The 22,636-nt window shown below is 36.2% G+C and carries 18 protein-coding genes; 3 read left to right on the top strand and 15 right to left on the bottom strand.

Annotated elements, in window-relative coordinates; translation table 11 throughout:
- Positions 1-4 precede the first annotated feature (4 nt).
- The 5 genes from G4Z02_RS03710 to tsaE form a co-directional block, all read right to left on the bottom strand.
- A complete protein-coding gene (locus G4Z02_RS03710; protein ID WP_258878518.1) occupies positions 5-2,221 on the bottom strand; it encodes an ABC transporter ATP-binding protein/permease in 2,217 nt (738 codons plus the stop codon).
- The gene (locus G4Z02_RS03715; protein WP_258878519.1) at positions 2,218-5,535 is read right to left on the bottom strand and encodes an ABC transporter ATP-binding protein/permease; all 3,318 of its coding nucleotides are present in this window, start codon (positions 5,533-5,535) and stop codon (positions 2,218-2,220) included. Before G4Z02_RS03715 ends, G4Z02_RS03710 begins: the two co-directional genes overlap by 4 nt.
- Positions 5,532-6,986 carry an ABC transporter ATP-binding protein/permease gene (locus G4Z02_RS03720; RefSeq protein WP_258878520.1) on the bottom strand — a complete coding sequence of 485 codons (1,455 nt, stop codon included), beginning with the start codon at positions 6,984-6,986 and terminating at the stop codon, positions 5,532-5,534. The genes G4Z02_RS03715 and G4Z02_RS03720 overlap by 4 nt, the downstream gene beginning before the upstream one ends.
- 70 nt (positions 6,987-7,056) lie before the next feature.
- Positions 7,057-7,668, bottom strand: coding sequence for a tRNA (adenosine(37)-N6)-threonylcarbamoyltransferase complex dimerization subunit type 1 TsaB (gene tsaB, locus G4Z02_RS03725; protein ID WP_258878521.1), 612 nt, complete (start codon positions 7,666-7,668; stop codon positions 7,057-7,059).
- The gene (gene tsaE / locus G4Z02_RS03730) at positions 7,637-8,086 is read right to left on the bottom strand and encodes a tRNA (adenosine(37)-N6)-threonylcarbamoyltransferase complex ATPase subunit type 1 TsaE (RefSeq protein ID WP_258878522.1); all 450 of its coding nucleotides are present in this window, start codon (positions 8,084-8,086) and stop codon (positions 7,637-7,639) included. The genes tsaB and tsaE overlap by 32 nt, the downstream gene beginning before the upstream one ends.
- Before the next feature lie 97 nt (positions 8,087-8,183).
- Between tsaE and G4Z02_RS03735 the strand changes: the two genes are divergently transcribed.
- Positions 8,184-9,035 carry a diacylglycerol/lipid kinase family protein gene (locus G4Z02_RS03735; protein WP_258878523.1) on the top strand — a complete coding sequence of 284 codons (852 nt, stop codon included), beginning with the start codon at positions 8,184-8,186 and terminating at the stop codon, positions 9,033-9,035.
- Positions 9,036-9,059: 24 nt separating this feature from the next.
- Here G4Z02_RS03735 and G4Z02_RS03740 read toward each other — a convergent pair whose 3' ends face one another.
- The 10 genes from G4Z02_RS03740 to G4Z02_RS03785 all read right to left on the bottom strand — a co-directional run bounded on the left by G4Z02_RS03740 (position 9,060) and on the right by G4Z02_RS03785 (position 18,513).
- On the bottom strand, positions 9,060-9,689 hold the full coding sequence (locus G4Z02_RS03740) for a hypothetical protein (RefSeq protein WP_258878524.1): 630 nt from the start codon (positions 9,687-9,689) through the stop codon (positions 9,060-9,062).
- Between the two features lie 85 nt (positions 9,690-9,774).
- Complete coding sequence (locus tag G4Z02_RS03745) at positions 9,775-11,103, bottom strand: glucose-6-phosphate isomerase (RefSeq protein ID WP_258878525.1); 1,329 nt, start codon at positions 11,101-11,103, stop codon at positions 9,775-9,777.
- Positions 11,104-11,185: 82 nt separating this feature from the next.
- On the bottom strand, positions 11,186-11,506 hold the full coding sequence (locus G4Z02_RS03750) for a S1 RNA-binding domain-containing protein (protein WP_258878526.1): 321 nt from the start codon (positions 11,504-11,506) through the stop codon (positions 11,186-11,188).
- Positions 11,507-11,600: 94 nt separating this feature from the next.
- The gene (locus G4Z02_RS03755) at positions 11,601-11,834 is read right to left on the bottom strand and encodes a NifU family protein (protein ID WP_258878527.1); all 234 of its coding nucleotides are present in this window, start codon (positions 11,832-11,834) and stop codon (positions 11,601-11,603) included.
- Between the two features lie 66 nt (positions 11,835-11,900).
- Positions 11,901-12,164 carry a YutD family protein gene (locus G4Z02_RS03760; protein ID WP_258878528.1) on the bottom strand — a complete coding sequence of 88 codons (264 nt, stop codon included), beginning with the start codon at positions 12,162-12,164 and terminating at the stop codon, positions 11,901-11,903.
- Between the two features lie 491 nt (positions 12,165-12,655).
- Positions 12,656-13,132 (bottom strand): 2-C-methyl-D-erythritol 2,4-cyclodiphosphate synthase, encoded by a 477-nt coding sequence (ispF, locus tag G4Z02_RS03765; RefSeq protein ID WP_258878529.1) that lies wholly within the window; start codon positions 13,130-13,132, stop codon positions 12,656-12,658.
- Positions 13,129-13,785 (bottom strand): 2-C-methyl-D-erythritol 4-phosphate cytidylyltransferase, encoded by a 657-nt coding sequence (gene ispD, locus G4Z02_RS03770; protein ID WP_258878530.1) that lies wholly within the window; start codon positions 13,783-13,785, stop codon positions 13,129-13,131. The genes ispF and ispD overlap by 4 nt, the downstream gene beginning before the upstream one ends.
- A 359-nt stretch (positions 13,786-14,144) precedes the next feature.
- Entirely contained in the window at positions 14,145-15,299 is a 1,155-nt protein-coding gene (locus G4Z02_RS03775) for a diguanylate cyclase domain-containing protein (RefSeq protein WP_258878531.1), read from the bottom strand.
- Positions 15,300-15,312: 13 nt separating this feature from the next.
- Positions 15,313-17,646 carry an NAD(P)-binding protein gene (locus tag G4Z02_RS03780; RefSeq protein ID WP_258878532.1) on the bottom strand — a complete coding sequence of 778 codons (2,334 nt, stop codon included), beginning with the start codon at positions 17,644-17,646 and terminating at the stop codon, positions 15,313-15,315.
- 126 nt (positions 17,647-17,772) lie between these two features.
- Positions 17,773-18,513 carry a diadenylate cyclase gene (locus G4Z02_RS03785; protein WP_258878533.1) on the bottom strand — a complete coding sequence of 247 codons (741 nt, stop codon included), beginning with the start codon at positions 18,511-18,513 and terminating at the stop codon, positions 17,773-17,775.
- A 272-nt stretch (positions 18,514-18,785) separates the two neighbouring features.
- Here G4Z02_RS03785 and G4Z02_RS03790 point away from each other — a divergent pair, with 272 nt between their 5' ends.
- On the top strand, positions 18,786-21,317 hold the full coding sequence (locus G4Z02_RS03790) for a vitamin B12-dependent ribonucleotide reductase (protein WP_258878534.1): 2,532 nt from the start codon (positions 18,786-18,788) through the stop codon (positions 21,315-21,317).
- A gap of 74 nt (positions 21,318-21,391) precedes the next feature.
- Positions 21,392-22,633, top strand: coding sequence for a GTPase HflX (hflX, locus tag G4Z02_RS03795; RefSeq protein ID WP_258878535.1), 1,242 nt, complete (start codon positions 21,392-21,394; stop codon positions 22,631-22,633).
- The last annotated feature ends 3 nt before the right edge of the window (positions 22,634-22,636 follow it).

The following is a 22,636-nucleotide window of genomic DNA, read 5'->3' on the forward strand; positions in this document are numbered from 1 at the left end:
CTAATCACCCACTTCTAAGGGCATCAATTGCACGCATGTTTGCTGCTTTAAACGATGGAATAAGCACACTTGCAAACAAGAACACAACGGCTCCTGCAATTACCGATATCGTAAATCCAATTTCGTAACTGAACATTTCATTTACACCAAATAATGGCTCAAACACCGTTAAATCCACAACAATGTATTTATAAAGCCATCTAAATCCATATGCAATCCCTACATAAAGAGCACTATTAATTAATACAATTCGGATCGCTGTTTCCACAGTTTCAAACACAAACATATTCCGAATGCTTTTCTTACTGACACCGATACAGGAATAAATACCAATCTCACGAATCCGTGAAACAACACTGGAGGACACAATATTGATATCAATCGTACCGCTGATGATAATTAAACTGAAGAAAATCGCTAAATACATATAATATAGCATGTCTTCCAACGACTTATTCTCTTGATATTCACGTAATTCGTAATTATTTACATCCGCATCTAATTCCGTACTTAACGCATTGATTTCAATGCCTTGATCAATGTCATCCAAATAGAAACTTACGTATTCATCGTAATATTCATCGACACGTGTGAATCCCAAATTGTATTCAAGATGGTATAAGTACTGATCAAAACCTTCGTTTGGTGTAAAGATATGGCCAACATAATCAATGCCTTTATAATAACTATTCAATACCCCAGAAATAACAAACTCAAAACAACTACCTTCGGGATCTGTAATCCGATCATTGGTAATATCATTTCCGCCGTCAATTAGCGTTTCCCCACAAATATACAAGGATTTCCCAACAAAGTAATCCAATCGTTTGGGAAGTGTACCTGTATAATCCTGGTTGTACACCGATTCTATGGAATACCCGTAAAATCTTGTTAGTAGAAACTCACTACTTACCAAGACGTTATTGTTTTCTCTCGGATATATACCCGCAATCAATTGGCTGTTCAAATAAAAATTATCCCGATCTTCTGGTAATGACACCATCTTCGGACTAAACACACCTTTGTTATAGGTGGTTTTCGACGATGTAATCGGTAAGAAATCATCAGCGTCCTCACCATAGACCAAATACATCTCTTGTACATAGTGTTCATAATACAATGCTGCCTCATCGACTGTATCCATACCTTCTAAGGTAGTAATCACATCACTTGAATCTTCATAGTTTGTCACCAAATACTGACGATAATTGTTATTAATGTCAAATAAATTGAAATTATAGGCTGTGATATTCTTCATAACAATATTAACAATCAACAACATGCTGATACTAATCACGAAACTCCATAAAATTCGACGATTTATGCGTCGTTTTTGCTTGTAGTTTTCACGGGCAATTTTCCGCGTAAAGACTGGATTATTCGGAATGTATTTCCGTTGCATTGGAACCATATGTCGTTTTCCAACAACCAACTCATCTTCTAACTCAGGATATTGTTTTACCAAACGGCGTTTTAACCGACGACTAATCCGTGCTTCATAGGACAATAAGCGATTGGTTAAATCCCTCGTCGTACTATTCTTTTCCCGCACAATCTCATCACTAACAGTTTCCCCATCATGAAGCCGAACAACGCGCGTCGCGTTGCGATATGCCAAATCTTCATCATGCGTAACCATGATGATAATTCGCCCTGCAGCAAATTTCTGCAATAATTTCATGATTTCTTTTGCAGTTGTGCTATCGAGTGCACCGGTTGGTTCATCGGCTAGAATGATTGTTGGATTGACAATAATCGTCCGCGCAATCGCGACACGTTGCCGTTGTCCTCCGGATAATTCAGTAGCAAGCTTATCCTCAACACCTTCGAGTTCCACTTCTTTCAACAGACGACGGGCAATATTGCGAGCAACATTGTTGTCAGAACCAGTTAAGATAAGCGGTAAGACAACGTTCTCTAAAACGGTTAAATGATCAATTAAATTGAACCGTTGAAAGATGAATCCAATCTCTGTATTCCGTATTTCACGCCATTTGGCATCGTTAAATTTATCAACGTCCAGCTCATTAAAGAAAATTTTACCGTTGGTTTTCGCATCGACACCACTAATCATATTTAAGAATGTGGTTTTCCCACTTCCGGACTCACCTAAAATCGCGACAAACTCGCCTGCTTCGAACTTAAGGTTGACACCTTTCAAAGCAACAAAGTCACGTTCTTTTGTAGGATATACTTTTTCTAAATCGCGTACTTCGATCATAGGTTATCACCATCCCGTATCGCTTGAATGGTATCGATATTCGCAATTTTACGTGTGGATACACGTTTGATAATTAACTTGTATATAAATAGGTAGAACAACAAGGATACAAAGACAATAACCATCGCATTGAGGACAAAGACATCATATAAATTAAAGTCAAAGAATAACCCTAATAACGGCATATAGAAATGACTGATTGGTGCATTTGTGAAGAATTCCAAGCGACTTAAGAGGAATAATATAACCACAAATCCACCATAACTAAACAGCGCTACACGGCGATTTTCCAGTTGTACCATCGAGTGGATGTCCTCATAACTCGTACCCAAAACCCGTAAACTTGCAAGTTCTTTAATCCGACGTCTTGTCGCTGTTTCATAGATGTTGCCATACAAGTTAATTAATACAATGCTTAAGAACGCAACACTGACAAACAAGATGACGTAGATCACCACATACAAAATCACCATGACAATACTGCGAATCGCATTGGTTGTCAGGCTGGATATTAAAATATCAAGATTTGTTGTTTCTAAGAAGTCGACAAATCGCTCATTGCTTTCCAATCGTTCAATCATATTAATGAAAATACCTATAAAGTCAATCGCACTAAATGTCTCCAGTAAGCTACGTGGGACAATGATATATATCAGCGATGAAATTGATCCACTTTCTTTTAAGTACAAACGACTAATGCGCAATTCAAGATTTTCATCATTTGCAGTGGTTTCATATAAGTTACTTAATCGATGTCCATATTCGTTAAAAATGATTAGATTGGTGCTCTCTTGATACGTTAATCGAGAATAATCACCATAATTCTCAAGAACATCAATATACTGCGAGCTTTGTTTTAAACGAATATAGGCGGTATCCGCATTATCGAGCATATCCATCGCATCATCCGTTGTACTACAACTTGGACATAAGTACGATAACTCACTCGATAATCCACCAACATCACTTACCACCGACATATGTTGTGCTAAGTAATATCGCAATAAATCGCGATGCGTCAAACCAGGAAATAGTTCATCATCCACTAGTGGCGTTAGTACAGATGCATCTGGATTCTCACCATTGATGTCCGCACGAACATAGTCCGCAACCACATCGGTTGCATCTTGAAGCGTTGTCACAAGTAAATCCATGAATTCGACATAATCGGATTTCAATTCTCCGATAAACGCCTCATCAAAATCATTAATGATTGTATCTACTTCATATAGTTCATAGTTTTCCGTTGAAATTTCAGCGTATAAAATATCTTTCTCAAAATCCCCCACAGTAGCATTGTCAACAATTTCGAAGTTAATGTCATTCTCCGCTTCAGTACTGAATACGAAACTCATCGTATCGTTGGATAGGGTCGTTGATAACGACGAATCCAACATTTCTAAGTACGGATTAATATCCCCATCAAAGTTGATTAACCCTACCACTTCAAAGGTCGTAGTCTCGGTATCGTAACTCATTGTGTAATTACTATCACTATTGTCGATTGTAATGATATTCTTGGTGATATCAAGCGTTCGTTCTTCTTCAGACAATTCAAAGAATGCTTCGGTAATCCGTCCACTTGGGATCACTTCCATAACATTTCCGTGATCATCTTTAAAATCACTCGGATTTAGGATTTCATAATCAAACAAGTACGCCACCGGAATCACGACTTCATCCGCTTCCTCAGGCAATTTCCCGCCTTCTAACATATGCTTATTCAAAATGGCTTCGTTCGATTCCGCATAGAGAAAATCAAACGGATAGGTTACTTGTTGATCGAGGTCCAATCCCAAGAAGTTCGTCACATAAACATTCGGTTCTGCGAACTGATAAATACTTTCATAAGTATACTGTAGCTGTTCAAACAAAATCGCTTCATTTGTATCACGGAAAATGATATTTGAATTGTTATAATAAATGTTAAACACATCATCCGCACCCGAAGAATCTAGCTCAGACTCAATATAATACAGCTTCTCTTTTTGATAATAGTATTGGAAATACGGATCATCTAACAAGGTCTCAAAGAAGGGATCTTCCGCTATTTCAGTTTGCGAAAAATCACTGATGAAACGCGGGCGTTTATCCTCATATTGATAAATGACGCCTAAATCTGTTTCCTTTTCCGGACTGAGATACACACTTGGAACAAAGAAAATCTCATTTTCATTGTTCATCGTGCGGGTATATAGGGCTTTTTCGTTAAATCCACCAATGGTTTCGTTTACAAAATTTAACCCAAATACAATGGTTAATAGAAACACCGTAAAAATCATCGCACTAAACAAATGTAGCCCAATATTCCGCAAGAAGGACTTGTTCGCATAGCTTTTCTTACCATGAAAATCATCCGATGTTTGTAAGAAGCGATATATCCGTGTCGATAGTTTTGAATTCTGCATCCGTTCCTTGATTAAACGTCGTCGTAATTCATCATCAATATTGAATTTTTCATTGTTGTTTAAGCGGAACTCGGATAAATCGACACCCAAATCTTTTAATACGGTTGCCTTATTATCCTCATCAATACGAGTCTCAATATCAATCAATTGTTCAATGATTTCATTATCTTGGTTGATTTCTTTATCAATGATTAAATCCAGTTCATCTACCCGTACTTTACTTGGATCGGTAATTAATTCATCACGAATGGTGTATCCGCTTTTTAGTTCTATAACACGAGAACTAAAATCGCGGACAATCGCTTTGTTATGCGTCGCAATAATTAATAATTTGGTCCGACACAAATCTTTTAATAGCTCCAATATTTCATTGGAAGTACGAGAATCAAGTGCTGCTGTTGGCTCATCCGCTATGATCACATCTGGGTTCTTAACAAATGCCCGAGCAATCGCAACACGTTGGCGTTGTCCTCCGGATAACTCATAGGGATATTTATCGGCATGTTCTTGCAAGCCCACTAGTTTTAACGCATGCAAAGATGCCCGGCGGCGACTACCTGCGTTTACGACACCGATAACCCGGAGTGCCAACTCAACATTCTCAATAACGGTAAGATTATTGAGCAATACGTAATGTTGAAAGACAAACCCGATTTTACGTTTACGGATGGTATCGATCTCCCGTTCGGACTTTTCTTTCATACTTTCGCCATCTAAGATGTAATGACCGGCATATTCACGATCAAATCCACCTAAAATGTTCAATAAGGTACTTTTACCACTACCGCTTTTACCAAGCAATACAACGACTTCCCCTTTGTCTAGTCGATAATGAATATCGCTTAACGCAATAATGTTATAATTCACTGTCTCATATACTTTTGTTAAATTCCGTAGTTCAATCATTCGGTTGCTAACATCCTGATTGTGTTACTACGTGAAATCTTATACGCTGGAATCAAACTTCCAATCATAAAGAGCACGAGTACAATAAAGAATATTGGTAGTACATGGAGATAGTGAATGTGAAAATCAATAAGAGGGGAATCAATATTGATTGTAAAGGACAACAACGTACCATAAATGACCTGAACGATATTGACAACGAAATCATAATATTCGACATAGAGTATCGCTTGAAAATCAAACACACCATTCAATAACAACATCAAGATAAATGTATACAACAAGGTATCTTTGAAAATCGCCATTGTAAACTTAATCGGGCGAAGCATAAACAATATTCCAATCTCTTCTTGGGATGCCCCAAATGCCTTTAATACAGCTATTTCCCGTTTCTTTGTAATAATGTTTATCGTAAATACAAAGAGATACGACACAATACAGAAGCCAATCAATATATACAAAATCACTTGAATCAACTGGGTAATATTCTGTTCTAAGAATTGGTAGATAAAATCGAGGATTATATTGCGATCCGCAACCTCGCTTTGAACAAAGAAATCCAAATACCGTTTGGTAAAGACGTCTAAATTCTGATTGATAATCGACACAACAATAAACAATGTCAGTGAAATACTAAATGTTCTAAAGGTATTACCAAATTTCTTCTTATCAATATCCATACTGACAAAAGAATACGTGAATAAATTTAAAAAACCGGCACGATGGTCGGATAGTTTGCGTTTTTGTGAAGGTGCTTTTACTGGAATATCTTCCAAGATATCATCTTTGACGATATTACCATCTACCAACATTATGATGCGATTACTGTATTTTTTCGCGAACTCCTCATCATGAGTAACCATAATGACAGTTCTTGTTTCCGATAATTGTTTGAGCAACTTCAAGATTTCAACAGCAGTATAATCATCCAGTGCCCCTGTTGGTTCATCACAAAGAATGATTTTTTGGTCGTTGACGATGGCTCTAGCAATCGCTACCCGTTGCTGTTGCCCACCCGATAACTCTACAGGACGGACTTTTGCATACTGTTCTAATCCCACTTGTTGCAGCGCGACAAGTGCTCGTTCCCGTGCTTCTTTAAAACGTACTCCATTTAAAATCATTGGCGTTGCAACGTTATCGAGGACACTCATGTCTTTCACAAGATTAAATTCTTGAAAGACAAAACCGATATAATTATTACGAATGACATTTATTTTCCGTGTGCCTAATTTGCTTATATTTTGGCCATCAATATGAATCGACCCTTTGTCAAACTCCAACAATGTACTTAAAACATTCAAAAGAGTAGTTTTTCCCGATCCACTACGGCCTAAGATCGACACAAAACTACCTTCTTCAATATCCAAGTTAATACCTTTTAACACGTGTGTGGTGTTGGTACCATGCTTGTAACTTTTATGTAAATTCTTGATTGTCAAGATACCCACTACATCACCACCTCCATGTTTTTGCCTTACTATAACTATATCCTAGTCACACTTTATAAGTGTGAATATCCTATGAATTCTCTAAATTGCGTTCGGCCTCTGTTTTTCGTAAATAATTAGGATTAAGTCCATGAATATCAATAACTTCATCAAATAAATCAGACGTTAATAATACGCTCATATTCGGTTCACCATTACTGATTGTATCAAACGGAACATCCAATGATTTCTTGTAATCCACTAAATTTGTTAACTGTTCATTATCAACCAATTCTAGCGATTTTCCAGTTCTTTTATACAATCCCAAGAATGAATTTCCACGTCTTGCATCAAACTCTACTAGAACATATTTACTGCCAACATATGAACTAGCCACCAACGCTAGACTACTTACCGTTTTTACTGGTATGGAATTATTCCAAGCAAACATCTTTGCTACAACGACACCAATCCGTAACCCCGTATAAGACCCTGGACCAATACCGATAATAATTTCATCCAAATCAGCAATACTCCAACCTACTTCATCAAACATCGTTTCAATCATACTCATCAACTTCACGCTGTGATCATTATCCCCTGGTTTGTAGTACGATGTGAGACAGGTATCATCTTCATACAACCCAATGAATAGATATTTAGTGGCTGTATCAATTGCTAAGCGCTTCAACAATTGCTTCATAAGTACCATGTCCTTCCATTTTTAATAACCGTTTCGTTGGCCCTTGAATCTCAATCTCAATCACCAAACGGTCTTCTGGTAAACTGTCTATAATATGCTTGTACCATTCAATCACACAAAGACCATCCCGATAAATATAGTCTTCTAAATCATAATCTGCACCAATTCCATTCAATCGATACACATCCATGTGATAAAGCGGTAATTTTCCTTCGTATATTTTCATAATTGTAAACGTAGGACTATTAATCATATCATCAATACCAATGGCTTTTCCGAGATATTTGGTAAGTGTGGTTTTCCCTGCACCTAAATCACCTTCCAAGCACAAAACAAACCCGGGAAATACATGGGTACTCAACTGTTGAGCAAAGTCATTCATATCCTCCACATTGTTTACAATACGTTCTTTATACATCGTCTCACCAACTCAAAAAATATATATTACAATTATAACATAATAAAAGATTATGTTATATTTTTTCATGATATAATTGTATCAAGGGGGAATTCCTATGGATCTCATTCTATACAACCCAAAATCAAAAAATAGTCGTGGAAATATCCAGACCCACAAACTAATCAAAGCCTATAAGAAAGCGAATAAACCGTTTCGGCTTAAGAGTATATTGAAAATTGACGATGTGACATCTTACCTCGATGAACACACTCACTTTCAAAACATCATCCTCTTAGGTGGTGATGGCACGATTAACAATCTCGTGAACAATATTGTTCATTATGATCTGCAACCGGATATTTACCTCAAGAAAAATGGATCTGGTAACGACTTTTTACGCACCCTAAAAATACAAGATCACAAACCTCAATTTATCATGGAAAATACGTTGGATAATACGGATAAACATTACTTTATAAATGGAACGGGAATTGGCTTAGATGGGCTCGTTATCGACTATGTGGATAACGCAAAAAACAAAGGAAAATTAACCTATTTCCTCTCCTCATTTCGAGCGATGATGAACTTTGTACCCGAACCCTTGGACGTCACTATTGATGGAGAATCCTACCACTTTAAAAAAGCATACACGTTAATCATCAACAATGGCCAATTTGTTGGTGGCGGAATGCGCATGACACCGGACGCAAACCTCTATGATGAAGATTTGGAGATTCTTGTCGTACACAGAGTTCCAAAATACCTACTACTCGTCATCTTTTCTTCTGTCTACTTCGGTCTTCACACCCGGTTCAAACGGTATGTATTCCACAAGAGAGGGCGCCATATAAAGGCATCATTCACAACGCCCCAAATTGGCCAATCCGATGGTGAGAAGTTCATCGATGTTACGACCGTTGAAGTTCAATCAACAAATAAGAATATTCATTTTCGTGCATACAAGTAAAAAAGACGCTAATTTTGCGTCTTTTTATATGTTAAATATATATTTTGTTACTCCGTTTTCTTCGGTTTCAACAAACCCCATTTTTCGTAAGTACTTATCGTGCAATGGATTGTAGCTATAGGCAATTAATGATGTAATTCCAAACTCCGTAAAATATGCTTTATTCTCTTGGAAAATAAACTTGCCAAGTTTAAAGTCTCGATACTGGGGAATAGCGTAATCTAGACGTATTTCTAAAGTAGAATCATCCACTTCGTCAGCCACAAATACACCAGCTGTTGTCATATTACGTAGAATGTATAATTTCACTTTTGCATCACGTATATGAATATTTTCTAAGTCAAAATACTGTTCAATTTCGTCACGATAAAAGTCAATAAAGGAGTCTAAATATTGATGATCCTCGGTAATTGGCAGAATTGTAAAATACTCTTTAGATCCATACATTTTGATTAAGTACACAATATCTATTATCGCAATCCCGAGATTCATAAAGCCTGTTGGATAACTTAAAATCATAAACCCATAAGCCCCAAACAATAATGCTCCTACTAAATTGATCCATCTCAACTTCACGATTGAACTCATTAAGAGCGAAACTAAGACAATTGCGGATGCTATGTACCCCAACCATTCCAATGCTACTTCATTCATATCTATATCCTCCTTTTGTAACAACTTATTGTATCAAAGAATGTAAAATAATCAAGAAAAAAAGCAATTCAATATGAATCGCTTTTCATAGACGTTTTTTTAGTTCCTTGGTTAACTCTTCATATCCTGGTTTTTCCAATAATGCAAACATGTTTTTCTTGTATGCTTCTACACCAGGTTGATTAAATGGATTAATTCCTAAAACGTATCCACTAATTCCACAGGCCAATTCAAAGAAGTACACCATTTTACCAAATGTATAAGGAGAAGTATCTGGAAGATTCACAATAATGTTTGGTATTCCGCCATCAGTATGAGCTAAAAGGGTTCCAAGAAATGCTTTTTTATTGACAAAATCAACGGTTTTATTGGCTAAGTAGTTCAATCCATCAAGGTTTCGTTCATCGCTTGGTACAGCGATTTCCCGTCGTGGATTATCAACGTTTAATACCGTTTCAAATAGATGTCTCTCACCATCTTGAATATATTGTCCTAAACTATGTAAGTCGGTACTAAAGGATGCACTTGATGGGAAAATTCCCAAATGATCCTTTCCTTCACTCTCACCAAATAATTGTTTCCACCATTCACCAACAAAGAATAATGATGGTTCATAATTGACGAGCATTTCAATCTTTTTACCGCTTCGATATAATAAATTGCGCAAAGCAACGTATTTATAGACGGGATTACTTAGATTTTCTACTGTATATTCTTGTAGTGCATCTTGTGCACCTCGCATCATCGCTTCAATATCGACTCCCGAAGCAGCAATTGGTAATAACCCTACAGGGGTAAGAACACTGTAACGACCACCAACATCATCAGGAACGATGAATGTCTCGTAGCCTTCTTTATCGGCTAAGGAGCGTAATGCACCCCGCGCTTTATCCGTAGTTGCATAAATTCGTTTATTCGCTTCTTCTTGTCCATATTTATCAAGGAGTACCTGTTTAAAAATTCGGAAGGCAATTGCTGGTTCTGTCGTCGTACCAGACTTGCTTATTACGTTGATAGATAGCTCTTTCCCATCAATATAATCCAATAAATCAGCAATGTAAGATGATGAAATATGATGTCCGACAAATATGATTTCTAAGGATTGGTCTTTATCAAAATGCTTATTCAACATATCCAATGCAGCTTTTGCCCCCAAATAAGAGCCCCCAATTCCAATCACTAGCAGTACATCACTATCTTCTTGGATCTTCTTCGCAGCCTTTTGAATTCGGGAAAATTCACCTTTGTCATAATCGTTAGGCAATGTTACCCAACCTGTGTAATCACTTCCTGCACCAGTTTTCTTTACAAGTGTTTTATGCGCTTGTTTAATTTCTTGCTCAATGTTTGGTAATAAAGCTTCATCTATAAATGACGTTGCGTTTGTAATATCTACGGTTATTTGCTTGTTCATGTTATACCTCCTTTTATCGATTAAATAGTATCACAACATTGTTCATTTGTATAGCCATATAACAATAAAAAAACGATGATAATCATCGTTTTTTGTGATAATTCTCGATCCATTGATCAAGTTTTTCTTTTAAAGGAGAAAACCCGCTTTTTAAGACAATATTGTATCGTTTTTTACGTTTATGCAATGCTTTAAACGATAAGCTGAGTTTGTGATCTTGTACGTCGAGCACTTTTAGCTCCATAACATCGCCTACAGCAACGTAATCTTCAATATTACGGACAAATCCATCGCTAAATTCGGATATATGGATTAATCCCACATATTGATCATCGATTTTTACAAACGCTCCATATGGCTTAATTGCAGTAATCTCTCCTTTAACAATGCTTCCCTTGTTCATTGATGAAACACCTCATATTCGATTACTCGTAAACAGTATATCAAATTTTGCTGTGTAAATGAATAAAAAAAGAAAATCCGATGGATTTTCTATCTTAAATATTCTCGACACCAATGATTCCTGGTACTTCTTCTAACAAGATGGTTTCAATCCCGTCTTTTAGAGTCGAATCCAGTGCTCCACAACCAACGCATGCACCTAACATTTCAACAAATACGATTCCGTCTTCGAAACGTACATAGCGAATGTCACCACCATCACGTTGGATATAAGGTCGAATTTTTCGTATGATTTCTTTTACTTGTTTTTCTATCATTTCGTCATTCATGAAATCACCTCAAATGATATTGCAACAATAGTATACATCGTTTTTAAAATAGGACCTAATAAAACGCTAATTTTTTGGTTTCTTTTTGTTGAGTCGACGCAATACAAAATACGGTGCATTTGGCGTACAAGACTCCATTAAATAATCTGGTATTGTTTCTACGGTTTTGTCGGTAAAACCCTTTAAACGTAACATATCAGCACTATAGTCGCCAACAATATACTTATAACGATTTAAGTACGGAACATACTTATCGTTAAACATCTTTATTTCAAGGGCTTCCTTGTAATCCTTAATGATTTCAAAATAGCCATGATCGGTTTCTATCATAGTGTACCCTCCTACTTCTTCTGGTATTACTGTATTGTACCATAACATATATCAGACTTCTAGTAAATCGATTATGAAGAATATAAGTATTATTCAAAATATCAAAAACATCTTTATATAGCCATTTCCATGTAATCAATAATCCGTTAAGTGAACACTCCCACTACTTACAATAGGTATTGTTGAAGTAGGGGCTTCTCGGGTAATGCGCACTATCGCGCGCAAATCAATCGAGCTATCAAGGTTGTCCCATCCTCTATGTAATATCTATTCTTTTGTTTTCTGTTTTTACTCCCTTCTAGTATTTACCTACTTGCATACTATCATATTGTTGTAGAAGTGGCAAAATGCAGAAAACGCAATATTTTCGAAAATGCAAAGCATTTCTGCACCAGAAATGATATATATTCATCTCCCACTTACCAAATTTTCGAAAATTTGCTTGAAGAAGGAGTCTTCTATATATGAAACGATAAATTCTCTACTGATATTTAATCGTTTGAAACCAAGACAACACTCTCGGTCATGATGGCTTCTTCTCGACCAATAATTCCTACACGTTCGCCTGTGGTCGCCTTAACACTGACAAATTCAGGTTCAATATGCAGTAATGAAGCGATATTCTCACGTATTTGAGGAATGTATTGCTGCAATTTTGGACGTTCTAAATAGACCGTTGAATCAATATTAACGACGTGATATCCACGCTCGATGATCTTCTCCATCACTTTTCGGACCAATAGTGAAGAATTAATGCCTCGAAACTCTTCGGAAGTATCTGGGAATAAACTACCCAAATCTCCTAGGGAAAGAGCCCCAATTAGCGATTCACACACTGTGTGAAGGAGACAGTCTCCATCACTGTGACCAACACTTCCTTTGACATGGGGAATACGTACACCACCTATCAACAAACGATAGCCCGGTTCCAATCGATGGGTATCCGTACTATGTCCTATACGGATCATAAAATCACCTCCAATAGTGGAATATCTTCTTTAGTAGTTAGCTTAATAGAGCGATAATCACCTTCTACATAAGATGGCATAACTGTAGTAAAACGCCGTATTAAATCTGTATCATCGGTAGCTTGATACCGTGAATTACGTGCTTTTCTATGGGCATCAAGCAATAAATCCTTAAAGAAAGCCTGAGGTGTTTGAATGGCAACCAATTCATTTCTATCCAACGTCTTATTTAAGCGGTTTCCGCTTGTTTTTACTATCGTATCAACAACCGAAACAGCAAGTGTAGAAGCAGAAGTAGTAACCATATCTTTCACTAAATGATCAATTTTTACAGAACTTATGTATGGTCGAGCCGCATCATGAATTAATACATATTCGTATTTCGCTTTATTAAGCGCTTTAAATACACTTTCTTGACGTGTTCTTCCACCTACAACAATACTAGTAACACGGTGATGATATTGATCATACATGAAGTTAAAATCAGCATCTGATGATACTAGTACTATTTCTTTACAAAATGGATAATTTTCGAAAAATTCAATACTGTAATCAATCACTCTTTTACCATTGATTTTTAAGAATATTTTATTGAATTCTAAACCCATTCTTGTACCACTTCCAGCGGCAGTAATTATTGCTGTAAATTCCATTCATCAATCACCTATTTTCAAACTATAAATTTGTTGTTTATGTAGCACAATTCTATTGTAACATTTTAAGTTTTTAATGACCAATATTTTCAACTTTTTCTAGACATAAAATATAGATTTATAATAATCATATTTTTGAATCGTTTGCAAAATTTTCATACACTATTTTAAAACATATTTTTTGTTATCTAAAATACATTCCTTACTAAGATTTTATGAATATTAATTTGTATACTTTATTTGAGTTTTCCACAAATATCTATTGTAAATTGCGTCAATAAAAAACAAATGAATATGATTGCTTATTCTTTTGTTTTTTTTATAAACCCATTCACATCAAAAGACTATATTCTTTATAGCTACTTTCGGTTAAAGAAACAGAATGACTGGCCAAATGAATCATGAAATGTTTGCTGAAGCGCTTGTTCAGCTTCTTGTAATACTGTCTCTGGTTTTTTCCCTTCATAAGGTGATTCTGAGATTCCTAGATTGGGATAAATTGTTTGTGTTACTCCACCAAATTTCATATGCATAGTAAAGAGTTCTCCAGAGCCAACAAGAGCACGATCGAGAATGTCAAACTTACTTTTCTCTTTAATGATTAATCCAAATTTTATACCAGAAATTCGGAATAAACTTTGATTGTCTTTAATGAATTTAAATCGTATTTGAGAGAGATATTCTCCCATCATCAAATCACCAAATTCTCGTCCATATTTTTCATTAATCTTTGGTATATTAGTTAAGTAAATTAAGACAAAATGATACGCGTTTTTTTTACGATGAAGACGTTGCATTTCTTGATACATTTCTTTGTGTCCAGCGAGGTTATTTAATACATCAACTTCACTCTCTGGATACCGTCTTATATCAAGTGGTTTAATTAAAGAAATGTAAGATCTTTTTTTGTGTAAAATAATCATCTTACCATGTTCATCAACCCATATTTTTTTTCCATCTTTTTTGATGCGATATTTAATACGATATGTCGGGTATTTTCTCGAACATTTTTCCAGTTTTGAATGGTACTCAACAAGATCTTCTTTGATGATTAAGTTTTCAAAGTCCTCTACAGGAATTTCATTGTCTTTTACACCAATTATTTCAATAAATCGATCCGATCCAAAGATCTGATCCCCATCTCGGAAGGAAATTCCATCACGGAGCAACTCGATGGTTGATATAAATCGTTGTCTTAATAGTTCAGATGATGAAGAAACATACTCAAGTTTCTGCTCAAGGTCATGAAAATCGAATTCTGAGACGTTTTTCTTAAATAAGAGTACCGAATTATCAATAATCATGTAAAACGCGAAGAAACCGACAGTAATGTATGAATACCAGGTATAATATACTCCTTCAAAGTCTTCAAAGAAGTAGAGGTAACCAAATGCCAATAAAAAAACAAAAGCGACTATGAAAGAATAGTCGTACTTTCGTTTCTTTGTTAATTTAATGATTATCGCATAGATAAACCATGCAGCGATAATACCTACAAGAAGTAGTGGGTTCATAAAATCACTCCCATTAGTCAATATAACCCGTGATGTAGGATGATGGATAGAAAATTGATAGGTAGAACGATAGTGGAATCATGTAGTATGCTAAGGAAGCATAACTACGAATTAGTGTAATGTCCATGATCAAGATGACAAAGAATGTCATTCCCCAAATAAACGTTAACCCACCACTCATCTTGACAAATAGCTTCGTTCTAGTATAATCCGTACGATAATCATGTCGAATATACGAATATGCTAATGGACGGTTGATCAACCAGGTGCCTAAAAGGTATATCGAAAAGATACCAAGCGTATATTTGGCATCCTTCATTTCGTTGATATACGGTATAAATATACTCAACACTGATAAAATGAAGTATAAACCAAGAACAAAGTACTCAAATACAGATATCTTGTGTACCATCCGATATTTGAAATATACCGTACCACCAAATAGAGCCAAGGTAACTGGACCAATAATGACGTTGTAATGGTAGTTTGCCAGTAGATTCGAAATCAGAAGAAGTGCCATTTGAACAAGAAAGATAATATTTCCCCATTTTCCTTGAACATACTGATACGTTATTGGTTTTGTAATCTCAATTCCCATATCAAAAGCTTCCATGACTTCATTGAGAAATTCTTCGCTACCAACATATTCAAGTGTACCATTGGAAATCGCTTTATCTAGCGTTGTATTACCAACACTTAAATCATATAATGTCTCATTCGTTGCTATGATAATGATATCCGAAATATCACTAACACCCTTGTACAAACGCTGATGCGCCCCTTTGGTTCGAATATAATACGAGTCTTTACCAATAAAGAACTGAATGTTCTTCTCCACTTTGCCCAGTGAATTTGGGATAAACTGGTGATTAATAATATTCATCAGTTCATCATGATTAATGAAATAGTCATCATCTTCACCATGATAGATCAGATCATCAATGATGTCACCATATTCTACTCCAGTTTGAATTATACCCGTAATTCCAGCTTCTGGTTTCATCCAAGATCCAATGAAATAAGCATTGGGAAATGGGTTAATATCGCTGTAATCATCAATTTCAAACAAATCATTAATCGTCTTTCCTTCCCAGTATTCAGGGGAAGCCAAACTACTCATATACGGGATTTTCGCTCCAATACGTTGCAACGTAATGTGGTCTTTTGCCTTAGGGAAATAAGCTAATAACTGAGAAACCACTTCCTCTAACTTTGTTTTTCGTGGTGTATTATCATCAACAAACTCTACTAATAAAGCCGTTTTACCGTCCGGACAAGCCTTGTCATCATAGGCCTTATAATTGATTATACTGAGAATTCGTACAGCATCGTCTTCCACTTCACTAAATATATACTGACTGTCGAACATGTCGATTTCTTCTGGTGCACAATTTAAGCCGATATATGCTTGATTGACAAAGAGTTCGACTTCAATTTTAGGATACATCGACAAGAACTTTTCCTTTATATCTAGCCGTTTTGGTGCGTAACGATCAACAAATTCATCAGTTCTCATATTGATGATAAAGTGTCGCGCTTCAATCACATTGTCATCATCATCAATGACCTTAACAATTTTGTCATTTTTGATAATAACATCTTTAATCGAACGGTTCATGAAGATTTTTTCTCGTGTTTTTGAAATCTCAGTGGTAAGTGTTTGCACAATTTGATCATACGATGTCGTTATAAAGTGATTTCCGTCAATAAATGTATCAAACCACTTAATGAAATAATGGTACGCATTAATATCTTCTGGTTGTAGTCCAACAGAATTGTAGGTTAGTGTGAACTCGTCTATTACTCGTTCGTCACTAATATATTTTTCCAGTACATCACGCAAACTTAAATCGCCCCATTCAATCAATACACTTGATAACGTAAATTCAGCATTGATGAGTCGAGCTTGCTTTTGAACCCGGAAATCCTTATAATGAGCCATTATATCCGTAAACAAACGATGAATTTCATCACGTTGTTTGGGATATCGTCGAACTAAGTAAGTCTTGAAATCTTTCATATTGTTTGGGCGACGTACCAATTGACGATCTCGTGTAACAATCATCGTGTGAAAATTATCGTAAAACTCAAACTTATTCGCTATCCCACACTGTTTTAGGTATTCATAGAACAAGTCTCCACGATGAACTCCACCCATATCGTGATGGTGGAATGTATATTTAAAGTTCGAGTTTTCCGAATCACGGAAACGTTTTGAGTACGACTCTAGTTTACGGTCTTTTTGCTGCTCAAAAACGGCGACATTGCGCAGTCGCTTCGATAAATATGTAGCGGTAGTTAGACTCCCAAGTCCACCACCAATAATGACAACATCATACTTTTCCACATAATCACCCGTTTTCTAGTCTATCCATTATTATACCATATTTAATATTTCTAATTCTATCAAATTTGGTAATTATCCACATTAACTTTCATAACACCTTGATATAAAAAAAAGCCATTTCTGGCTTTATGATTGCAAATGTTTTTCGAGATATAACAACAAAGCTTCTTTTGAAATATCGTGATCCAAATATCCATCAACAGCAACACTGATCTTCCCTGTTTCCTCCGAAACAACAATTGTTAAAGAATCTGTAATCTCGCTAATTCCGATGGCAGCACGATGCCGTGAACCAAAGGTTTTTGGTATATCCAATCGTTCCGTTGGTGGAAAATATGCTCCTGCACAAACAATATTGCTCATTCGTACGATAACAGCGCCATCATGCAGCGGTGTACTAGGGAAGAATATGGTCGATAACAACTCATGATTTAACTGGGCATTAATAGGATAAGCCGTTGAGATATATTCATCTAATGAGTTTGTTTTTTCAAACGTTATCAATGCCCCAATGCGCTTACTAGAGAGGAAATCAACACTTTTTATCAATTCAATTTTAACCGTATCTTCAATGGTATTTGAGAAGAGATGTCCTCCCTTAAAACCAAGTTTCTTTAATATCAATACAAATTCCGTTTGAACCGTAACAACAAACAAAGGTATGATAGGTAATCCCTTGATTAAAGCCTCATGCCACACAATCTGTTCTCGCACCATTTCAATAATTGCAACCACAATCAAAACAACAACAAGCAGTTTAAAGAAACGATACAAATGAATGATCGTTTTTGTTTTGATGAGATTGGTAAAAATGGCAAGCAAGTATACGTTTATCAATAAAACGTCGAATTGAGTAATATCTGACATAAAACCACTCCTTCATTTCATTATAGCATAGTTTAAAAAAACACTAAACCAACAAATTTATTTTTTAATATATTCATCTTTGTTTTTGTGAGTGTATTTCTAAAAAAATCATCAATTTTCTAAATAAGAAATCGGGTAATTTTCTGTATATTTTTTCAATTAGGAAAACGGCTATTTTGAGCGATTTCACAGTATTTATGAAAAGTCAAGACTACAAATATATTTTCTTTTATTATATAATGGTACTACACTTTTCCAGGGGGTTTGAAAAGATGATTAAATATACAAAACAACTAACCGAAAAAATCAACAAAGATATCCAAAACGGATTTCCACATTTGTTTCCAATTACAGATGATATGAAAATGACATTTGAGGGTGTATCACGATTGGTAATGCTCGATCGTTATACCCAAAAAGATTTGTCTCTAAATACACTAAGTATCGGTGATTTGGTAATCACTGTCGTTAAGTACGATCCGAAATTCCCCGCTCGCGGAATCGGAAATGTAGTAGCTATCAATGGTGATGATATCACGATAAAATTAGAGGAAGAATCGCTTGGTAGTGCTGAAGATGCAGATAAAAATGGTACCATCGTTCGTAACATTCGACAACTCGATAAACCATTGGAACTCTATTTTGAACAAATCGCAAAACGGCTCGCTTATCATCTTGGGGAAGATGAAAGTCAAGACGTAATCGATTCATTCTATCATGAAGTCTCCTCATTAAACTTAGTACCCGCAGGACGGGTCTTGTTTGGTGCAGGAAGCAATACAAATGTAACATACTTTAACTGCTTTGTAATGCCTTTTGTGCATGATTCACGTGGTGGTATTAGCGATCACCGTAAGCAAGTTATGGAAATTATGAGCCGTGGTGGTGGCGTCGGAACGAATGGTTCAACCTTACGCCCAAAAAACGCATTGGCAAAAGGAGTTAATGGGAAATCAAGTGGAGCCGTTAGTTGGTTGCACGATTTAAGTGAATTAACCCACCTTGTTGAACAAGGGGGATCGCGTCGTGGAGCCCAAATGATCATGATGGCAGATTGGCATCCGGACATTGTTGAATTCATCATTTCGAAAATGCAAAACCCCAAAATACTTCAATTTCTAATTGATAACATTGAAGATCAATCCATCATAAAAGCTGCAAAAGCTAAGTTAAAATTTGTCCCTTTATCAGAAACCGAGATTCAAATTAACGAGTACATCTTAGAACAAAACCGCTTAACTCCAGGTATATTTTCCAAACAGATCGTGGATACTGCATTTGAGAAAATCAATAAAGGTGGCCATTATGAGGTGAATAACCCTGATTTTCTTACAGGAGCAAACATCAGTGTTGCTGTCACAAAGGATTTTATGGAAGCTGTCGACAATGACGAGGATTACGAACTTCGTTTTCCTGATGTCGATTCTTACAAAGATAAAGAAAAAGAAGATTACGATGAAAAATGGATGCATGTTGGCGATGTTCGCGAATGGGAAAAGATGGGATATCGCGTAAAAACGTACCGTACGATTCGTGCGAAAGACCTGTGGAATCTCATCAATGTATGTGCAACTTACTCCGCAGAACCAGGTATTTTCTTCATTGATAATGCGAATGAAATGACCAATGCTCAAGGATATGGCCAAAAAGTAGTATCAACCAATCCTTGCGGAGAACAACCATTAGCACCTTATTCTGTTTGTAATCTCGCCGCAATCAACCTTGCCAATATGGTAAAGAAAGATGATGCTGTCGTCGATTGGGATAAACTGCAAAACACCATAAAAACAGCAATTCGAATGCAAGATAACGTTATTGATAAAACCCATTATTTCTTGGAAGAAAATCGTGTTCAAGCATTAGGTGAACGGCGTATTGGTCTTGGAATTATGGGTCTTCACGATCTCCTCATTTGGACCAATCATCGATATGGATCCAAGGACGCTAAATTACTCGTTGACAAATTGTTCAAATTTATTGCTACAAATGCGTATGAACAGTCCATAAAATTGGCTAAAGAAAAAGGTTCATTCCCCTTCTTGGAACAATTTGGAAGCAAAGAAAAATTACTGCAATCCGGATACATAAAAAAATTACCAGAGTATATCCAACAAGATATTCTCAAACACGGCATTCGTAATTCACACTTATTAACCATCGCACCAACCGGTTCAACAGGTACGATGGTTGGCGTATCGACTGGATTAGAACCCTATTTTGGTTTTTCCTACTTCCGAAGTGGACGTTTGGGTAAATTCATTGAAGTAAATGCTCCAATCGTAGAAAACTATCTCAAAGAACATCCTGAATTAGACAAAAGCTCATTACCAAATACTTTTGTTAGTGCCATGGAACTAACTCCCGAAGAACATGTCGATATGCAATGTACCATCCAAAACTGGGTCGATTCATCGATTAGTAAAACCGTAAATGCACCAAAAGGATACAGCGTTGAAGAAGTCGAACAAGTCTACATGCGACTCTATAAAGGTGGCGCAAAAGGTGGAACCGTTTATGTCGATGGTTCTCGTGACTCACAAGTACTGACATTATCGAAAGATGATGATGAGAAAATATCCGCTCCAAAACAAGTGGATATCGCTGAACTAGGCGTTGAACTTGTAGAAGAGAAAAAGGAACCAAAAGAATCCAAAACACCCGGGATGCGAAGTGATCGACAAGATCGAAACATCGGTGTAGAACCTGGAGATATTTGTCCGATATGCTTAGAAGGTACCGTTGAAAATCTAGGTGGATGTCATACTTGTACAAACTGTAACGCTCAATTAAAATGTGGATTATAAGAAAAAGACGCAAATTTGCGTCTTTTCTTGTATAATAGGAGTGAGTTCAAAATAAATAGCAAGAGGTGATAATCATGTTCAAAGCAATATTGGTTGGCGCAGATTTGAAACAAGATGGAACAATAGATTACTATATGGAAGAGTTATACAATTTAGCAGTTGCAAGCAATTTAGAGGTCGTTTATTCGATTACTCAATCACTCAACCGCATTACACCAAAATTTTACATTGGTTCCGGTAAAGTCGATGAAATCAAGCGTTATGTCACCAATCTTAATGCAGATATGGTTATCTTCAACAATGAACTCAGTGGATCGCAATTACGAAATTTAGAGCAAATATTGGACTGTCGTGTCATCGACAGAACCCTCTTAATTCTAGATATATTCGCTAAACGAGCACGCACAAAAGAAGCGATGTTACAAGTAGAAATCGCTCAGCTAGACTATATGTTGCCCCGTCTTGTCGGCTTAACAGACAGTTTAAATCGTCAACAAGGTGGGATTGGATCCCGTGGTCCTGGTGAAAAGAAACTGGAACTAGACAGACGTCGAATAATTAACGAAAGAAGTAACCTTCAGAAAGAACTAGAAGACGTTGTCAAAAACCGTCAGGTTCAACGTCGAACACGTGATCGTTCCAACATCAAAAAGGTGGCCATTGTCGGTTATACAAATGCTGGGAAATCGACATTATTAAATGCTTTGGTTGATGTTACATCCCACAATGAAGACAAAAAAGTATATGTTGAGAATATGTTGTTTGCGACATTGGAAACCGCAACAAGGCACATTGTTCTTGACAATAATAAAGACTTCATTTTAACAGACACCGTTGGTTTTGTATCGAACTTACCTCATAAACTTGTGGAGTCATTCAAATCGACCTTGGAAGAAATCACGGAAGCGGACTATTTAATTCATGTTGTTGATACAAGTAATAAATTTTATGAAACCCAAATTCAAATAACCAAAGATACCTTAGCTGAAATTGGTGTACACGACATACCAACACTATACATCTACAACAAGTACGACCTAATCGACCACGCTATAGAACCATCAAACTTTCCATATATCATTGTTAGTTTATTAGACAATGAAGCCATTTCCCAAGTATTAGACTTCATTGAGAAAGAGATCTTTAAGGATTATGAAGTTGTCAAACTTCTTATCCCTTTTCAAGAAGGAGATCTGGTTTCATATCTCAATGAACACAATAATATTATCCATCAAAATTATGTCAATGAAGGGACGGTTATCGAACTCGAACTTTCCCAATTGCAAAAACAAAAATACGCCGACTATATCATTTAAAAA

This window comes from Candidatus Xianfuyuplasma coldseepsis, assembly GCF_014023125.1.
In the GTDB taxonomy this organism is placed as follows: domain Bacteria; phylum Bacillota_I; class Bacilli_A; order Izemoplasmatales; family Izemoplasmataceae; genus Xianfuyuplasma; species Xianfuyuplasma coldseepsis.

Excerpts from the sequence above, each read along its gene's own strand:
- G4Z02_RS03750 (WP_258878526.1), bottom strand. The coding sequence starts at position 11,506 with ATGAACAAGGGAAGCATTGTTAAAGGAGAGATTACTGCAATTAAGCCA.
- G4Z02_RS03740 (WP_258878524.1), bottom strand. The coding sequence starts at position 9,689 with ATGAATGAAGTAGCATTGGAATGGTTGGGGTACATAGCATCCGCAATT.
- ispD (WP_258878530.1), bottom strand. The coding sequence starts at position 13,785 with ATGGAATTTACAGCAATAATTACTGCCGCTGGAAGTGGTACAAGAATG.
- hflX (WP_258878535.1), top strand. The coding sequence starts at position 21,392 with ATGTTCAAAGCAATATTGGTTGGCGCAGATTTGAAACAAGATGGAACA.
- G4Z02_RS03760 (WP_258878528.1), bottom strand. The coding sequence starts at position 12,164 with ATGATAGAAACCGATCATGGCTATTTTGAAATCATTAAGGATTACAAG.
- tsaB (WP_258878521.1), bottom strand. The coding sequence starts at position 7,668 with ATGAAGCAATTGTTGAAGCGCTTAGCAATTGATACAGCCACTAAATAT.
- G4Z02_RS03735 (WP_258878523.1), top strand. The coding sequence starts at position 8,184 with ATGGATCTCATTCTATACAACCCAAAATCAAAAAATAGTCGTGGAAAT.
- tsaE (WP_258878522.1), bottom strand. The coding sequence starts at position 8,086 with ATGTATAAAGAACGTATTGTAAACAATGTGGAGGATATGAATGACTTT.
- G4Z02_RS03715 (WP_258878519.1), bottom strand. The coding sequence starts at position 5,535 with ATGATTGAACTACGGAATTTAACAAAAGTATATGAGACAGTGAATTAT.
- ispF (WP_258878529.1), bottom strand. The coding sequence starts at position 13,132 with ATGATCCGTATAGGACATAGTACGGATACCCATCGATTGGAACCGGGC.
- G4Z02_RS03745 (WP_258878525.1), bottom strand. The coding sequence starts at position 11,103 with ATGAACAAGCAAATAACCGTAGATATTACAAACGCAACGTCATTTATA.
- G4Z02_RS03785 (WP_258878533.1), bottom strand. The coding sequence starts at position 18,513 with ATGTCAGATATTACTCAATTCGACGTTTTATTGATAAACGTATACTTG.
- G4Z02_RS03755 (WP_258878527.1), bottom strand. The coding sequence starts at position 11,834 with ATGAATGACGAAATGATAGAAAAACAAGTAAAAGAAATCATACGAAAA.
- G4Z02_RS03775 (WP_258878531.1), bottom strand. The coding sequence starts at position 15,299 with ATGAACCCACTACTTCTTGTAGGTATTATCGCTGCATGGTTTATCTAT.
- G4Z02_RS03790 (WP_258878534.1), top strand. The coding sequence starts at position 18,786 with ATGATTAAATATACAAAACAACTAACCGAAAAAATCAACAAAGATATC.
- G4Z02_RS03710 (WP_258878518.1), bottom strand. The coding sequence starts at position 2,221 with ATGATCGAAGTACGCGATTTAGAAAAAGTATATCCTACAAAAGAACGT.